The sequence below is a fragment of the Bacillus sp. JJ722 genome, from assembly GCF_036963345.1.
Classification (GTDB): Bacteria; Bacillota; Bacilli; order Bacillales; family DSM-1321; genus Bacillus_AD.
Genome location: NZ_JBALMO010000259.1, coordinates 1 through 5,032 on the forward strand (window position 1 = coordinate 1; position 5,032 = coordinate 5,032).

At 38.3% G+C, this 5,032-nt stretch carries 3 protein-coding genes; all 3 read left to right on the forward strand.

Going from position 1 to position 5,032, the window contains the following annotated elements:
- Positions 1–503 precede the first annotated feature (503 nt).
- Genes V7014_RS23175 through hydA form a run of 3 tightly spaced genes read left to right on the forward strand, consistent with a single transcriptional unit; the run spans position 504 to position 4,632 of the window.
- The gene (locus tag V7014_RS23175) at positions 504–1,874 is read left to right on the forward strand and encodes an NAD(P)-dependent oxidoreductase (protein WP_335510782.1); all 1,371 of its coding nucleotides are present in this window, start codon (positions 504–506) and stop codon (positions 1,872–1,874) included.
- A gap of 24 nt (positions 1,875–1,898) precedes the next feature.
- Positions 1,899–3,182 carry an NAD-dependent dihydropyrimidine dehydrogenase subunit PreA gene (preA, locus tag V7014_RS23180; protein ID WP_335510784.1) on the forward strand — a complete coding sequence of 428 codons (1,284 nt, stop codon included), beginning with the start codon at positions 1,899–1,901 and terminating at the stop codon, positions 3,180–3,182.
- 31 nt (positions 3,183–3,213) lie between these two features.
- Positions 3,214–4,632, forward strand: coding sequence for a dihydropyrimidinase (gene hydA / locus V7014_RS23185; RefSeq protein WP_335510787.1), 1,419 nt, complete (start codon positions 3,214–3,216; stop codon positions 4,630–4,632).
- Positions 4,633–5,032: the final 400 nt, after the last annotated feature.

Here is a 5,032-nt window from a genome sequence, read left to right on the forward strand (position 1 = left end):
TAATAATTGTCACAGTTTTGCCAAATATTTATTACAGATTGTCTAATGATATTAACGTAACAAGGCTTTTATAATAGATTTATTATATTTGTTAATTTGGGGGTGTTTCATTCTAAAGAATTTATTTCTTCTATCTAAAACTATTAGATTACCTTTATTATTCCAACTTCTATCTCCTTGTTTTTTGACTTACCTTTCCTTCATATTTTTAACCATGATGTTTCATCCATAATTTATCCCGTTCAAACTGGCGCTAGGACTCCCACTTCAAAACGAAAGTAAAAACGAAGAAGTCTAAGTGGGACATTAAGTGCCAGTAAGAACCCGATTAAAGTTTTACTTTATTGTATATAAATTTCACTTCACATATTGCCTGAATTAGTCCTCTGCTTTTTTATATTTTCTTCCCAGCTTTGAAAATACATTTCTTTCAACATGATTTAATAGTTTGTACAGTGCTTACAATCATTATTTTTTCTATTTTTGTAAGGGGGTCTGTAGTAATGAGCGGGTGTAATCAGTCGAGTTTAGTAGAAAGTTTAATGAGGAACTTTCGAGAAGTTCAAGCAGGCTTAACGAAGCAAGAAGCTCTAGAAGAGGCGAATCGCTGCCTTTATTGTTTCGATGCTCCTTGTATAAATGCATGTCCTACAAGTATTGATATTCCATCCTTTATTAAGAAAATAGCCTCGGGAAATGTAAAAGGCTCAGCAAAGACAATTATGTTAGCCAATCCAGTTGGTGCAAGCTGTGCGCGTGTTTGTCCAACTGAAGAATTATGCGAAGGAGCATGCGTACTCAATCATTCAACTAAGCCTATCAAGATTGGGAATCTTCAACGTTATGCTACGGATTGGGCAATTCAAAATGAACAAAACATGTTTCAACCAGGAAGCAATAATGGAATTACAGTAGCGATTGTTGGAGGTGGACCAGCAGGACTATCGGCAGCTAGAGAATTAAGTTTATTAGGTTATCAAGTTACTATTTTCGAAGCTGAAGAGAAAGCTGGAGGATTAAATACATATGGCATTGTATCCTTTAGGCTCCCTCAAGCTGTGTCTTTTTGGGAAGTAAATCAAGTAGAAAAGCTAGGTGTGAACATTCGATACAACACAAGAATTGGTCATGATTACTCTGTAGATGATTTAAGGAAAAACTATGATTACATTCTTCTAGCAATTGGTATGTCTGAAGTTCCTAATATCGGTATTGATGGTGAAAAACTAGATGGCGTTTACGATGCAATCGATTTTGTAAAGGAAACGAAGACAAAGCCTATTACTGATCAATTCGTAGGAAAAAAAGTACTGGTAATCGGAGCGGGTAATACAGCGATCGATGCAGCTACTTGTTCAGTTCGTCTAGGTGCAGAGAATGTGAAAATACTGTATCGACGTACGAAGGAAGAAATGACCGCTTATGCATTTGAGTATGATTTTGCAAAGCAGGATGGAGTAGAGTTTCGCTGGTTAACGGCTCCTTTACGGATTATTGGGAATGAACAAGGAAAGGTGACCGTCATTGAATGCATGAAAATGGAATTAGGTTCAGCTGGTGAGGACGGAAGAAAGCGTCCAGTTCCAATTCAAGGTTCAGAATTCATTATGGAAGTTGATGCAGTAATTAAAGCGATTGGTCAATCGAGATATATAGAGCTAATTGAACAGTTCCAGTTGAATCATGATGGCGGTGTAATCAAGATTAATCAGGAAACGTATCAAACGTCCAATGCAAAGATTTTTGCCTGTGGTGATGCGATTTTTGGAAAAGGGCAAGGAGAAGCAATGGTCGTTTCAGCTGCTCAGCAAGGGAAAGAGAGTGCATATGCAATTCACAAATTAGCTACTTGTACACGATTGGAAATGGATTAATCATTGCATTAAGGAGGTAATAAAATGGCGGATTTACGTATTAATTTGGCTGGAATTAAATCACCCAACCCTTTTTGGTTAGCTTCTGCACCTCCAACCAATTCGGGTTACCAAGTCCAACGAGCATTTGAAGCTGGCTGGGGAGGTGCTGTTTGGAAGACACTAGGCGATCCCATTCTCAATGTTTCTTCAAGGTTTGCGGCTGTTAGCTTTAATGGACAAAAGGTGGCTGGATTTAACAATATTGAATTGATTACAGATCGACCTTTAGAAGTAAATTTAAAGGAAATTTACGAAACGAAGAAGCGATTTCCGAATCATGCAATTATTGCATCACTGATGGTGGAACCAAAGCAGGAAAAATGGCATGAAATAGTTAAACGCGTAGAAGATGTGGGCGTAGATGGACTCGAATTGAATTTTGGGTGTCCGCATGGGATGGCTGAAAGGGGAATGGGATCTGCATCTGGTCAAGTACCGTCATTAGTGGAGAAGCAAACATATTGGGTGAAAGAAGCAGCTAAGACACCTGTTATTGTCAAGTTAACTCCCAATATTACGGATATCACGGTTACAGCAGAAGCAGCAGTTAATGGTGGAGCAGATGCTATTAGTATGATTAATACGATTAATAGTTTAGCAGGTGTTGACATTGATACATGGGATACCATTCCACATGTTGGTGGTAAAGGTGCACATGGTGGGTATTGTGGCCCAGCTGTTAAGCCTATTGCCCTTCATATGGTTGGGGATTGTGCAAGGAACCCAACAATCAATGTGCCAATCTCAGGGATAGGTGGAATAGGTAATTGGCAACACGCAGTAGAGTTTATGCTCATGGGAGCGACGGGTGTGCAAGTGTGTACTGCGGCTATGCATCATGGATTTAGAATTGTGGAGGATATGATTGAAGGTTTGAATCATTATTTGGATGAAAAAGGGCTTGCATCTGTCCATGATTTAATTGGTAAGTCTGTGACAAAGTATTCGGATTGGGGCGATTTAAATCTCAATTATAATATAGTAGCAAAAATAAATAATGATGTTTGTATTAACTGTAATAAATGTCATATCGCTTGTGAAGATACTTCTCATCAATGCATTGACATGCTTACGGATGCTAGTGGTAACCCGATTCTGAAAGTAAGGGAAGAGGATTGTGTAGGATGTAATCTATGTTCTATTGTTTGCCCGGTTGACGGAGCAATTGATATGGTCGAGGTTGCAAATCAGCTTCCTCCAATGACTTGGAACGAGCGTCAATCTGCGTTAGGTGCTGTCACCTGTGAATTAGAATTAAATAATTAACAGTTCAATCTTATGGAAGAGGTGGATGAGTATGAAGAAAATTATCAAAAACGGGACAATTGTGACGGCTACTGATACGTTTTGTGCAGATTTATGTATCGAAAATGGGGTTATAAGTCAGATTGGTAATAATCTGTCTGATGCAGATGCGGAAGTAATTGATGCTACAGGAAAGTATCTTTTTCCAGGGGGGATTGATCCCCATACTCATTTAGATATGCCATTTGGAGGCACTGTTACGAAAGATGATTTTGAGACAGGTACGAAGGCTGCTGCATTTGGTGGAACAACAACCATTGTTGATTTTTGCTTAACGAAGAAAGGTGAGAGTTTAAGAACGGCGCTAGCAGAATGGCATAAGAAGTCGAATGAAAAAGCGGTCATTGATTATGGTTTCCATCTACAAATTGTAGAAATGAATGAACAAGTATTAAATGAGCTTCCTGAAATGGTTGAGAAGGAAGGAATTACGTCATTTAAGGTCTTTATGGCATATAAAAATCAATTTCAGGCTGATGATGAGACTCTATTTCGTACACTTGTAGCTGCGAAAGACTTAAAAGCACTAGTTATGGTACATGCGGAGAATGGCGATGTTATTGATTATTTAGTAAAGAAAGCGCTTAAAGAAGGTAATACAGATCCAATATATCATGCGCGAACGAGACCGCCAGAAGTCGAGGGAGAAGCAACGGGAAGAGCAGCTACGTTAACAGGGCTTGCTGAATCCCAACTGTATGTTGTTCATGTTAGTTGTGCAGAAGCAGCAAGAAAAATCGCTGAAGCAAGGAATAACGGTATTAACATTTGGGGTGAAACTTGTCCGCAATATTTAGTGCTTGATCAATCTTATTTAGAAAAACCTAATTTTGAAGGAGCTAAGTATGTTTGGTCACCACCATTAAGGGAGAAATGGAATCAAGATGTATTGTGGAATGCTTTAAAAACAGGTCAGTTGCAAACATTAGGTTCCGATCAATGCTCGTTTGATTTTGTTGGGCAAAAAGATTTAGGAAAAGACGATTTTTCAAAAATACCAAACGGAGGTCCATTAATTGAAGACCGAGTTAGTATCTTATATTCAGAAGGTGTAGCGAAAGGAAGAATTTCGCTGAATCAGTTTGTTGATTTAACTTCTACTCAAGCAGCTAAATTATTCGGTTTATATCCGAAGAAAGGAACAATTGCTGTAGGTGGAGATGCGGACATTGTTATTTTTGATCCAAATAAAGAAAGAGTTCTATCTGCTAAGAGTCATCATATGGCAGTTGATTATAATCCGTTTGAAGGAATGCAAGTTACGGGTGAACCAGTTTCTGTATTATCTCGGGGAGAATTTGTCATTCGTGATCATCAATTTGTTGGAAAAGTGGGTGCGGGGGAGTTTATTAAACGAGCAAAATTTGGAGAATTAAAAGAAAGCAAAGATGTTTCAGTAGCAGCTAAATAGTGAGGTTAGAGGTTGTCCAATAAGTCCTATTTGCTATCTTTGTTTGTTCCGATGGGAAAGTAATTCTTTGGATTTTTAAGAAGATACATGGGTTTCATCTAGACCGAAAGCGCCAAATATAGGTATTCTAACATAACAGCCGAGTTTATATATTTCACGCAACCTATTTCGAAGGGATAACAAAGCGTAAAAAGGCGTTCGAAAAGTGATTGAAAATCACTTTTCGAACAGCCCCTATTTGGAAGTTAATTAGATGGTTATAGGTCTCCTATGTTTACTCTTTAAACACCTCTTACAAAACAAAAGAGGGAAGGATTGAACTACCCACCACTTACGAAAGAAAATCACTTTCGTTGAAGTGGGGGATTCCTAAGTAAAGAAACGTATCGGTTTCTAATGG

Bases quoted from the DNA above. Each gene is read 5' to 3' on its own strand.
- V7014_RS23175 (WP_335510782.1), top strand. From the start codon at position 504: ATGAGCGGGTGTAATCAGTCGAGTTTAGTAGAAAGTTTAATGAGGAAC.
- hydA (WP_335510787.1), top strand. From the start codon at position 3,214: ATGAAGAAAATTATCAAAAACGGGACAATTGTGACGGCTACTGATACG.
- preA (WP_335510784.1), top strand. From the start codon at position 1,899: ATGGCGGATTTACGTATTAATTTGGCTGGAATTAAATCACCCAACCCT.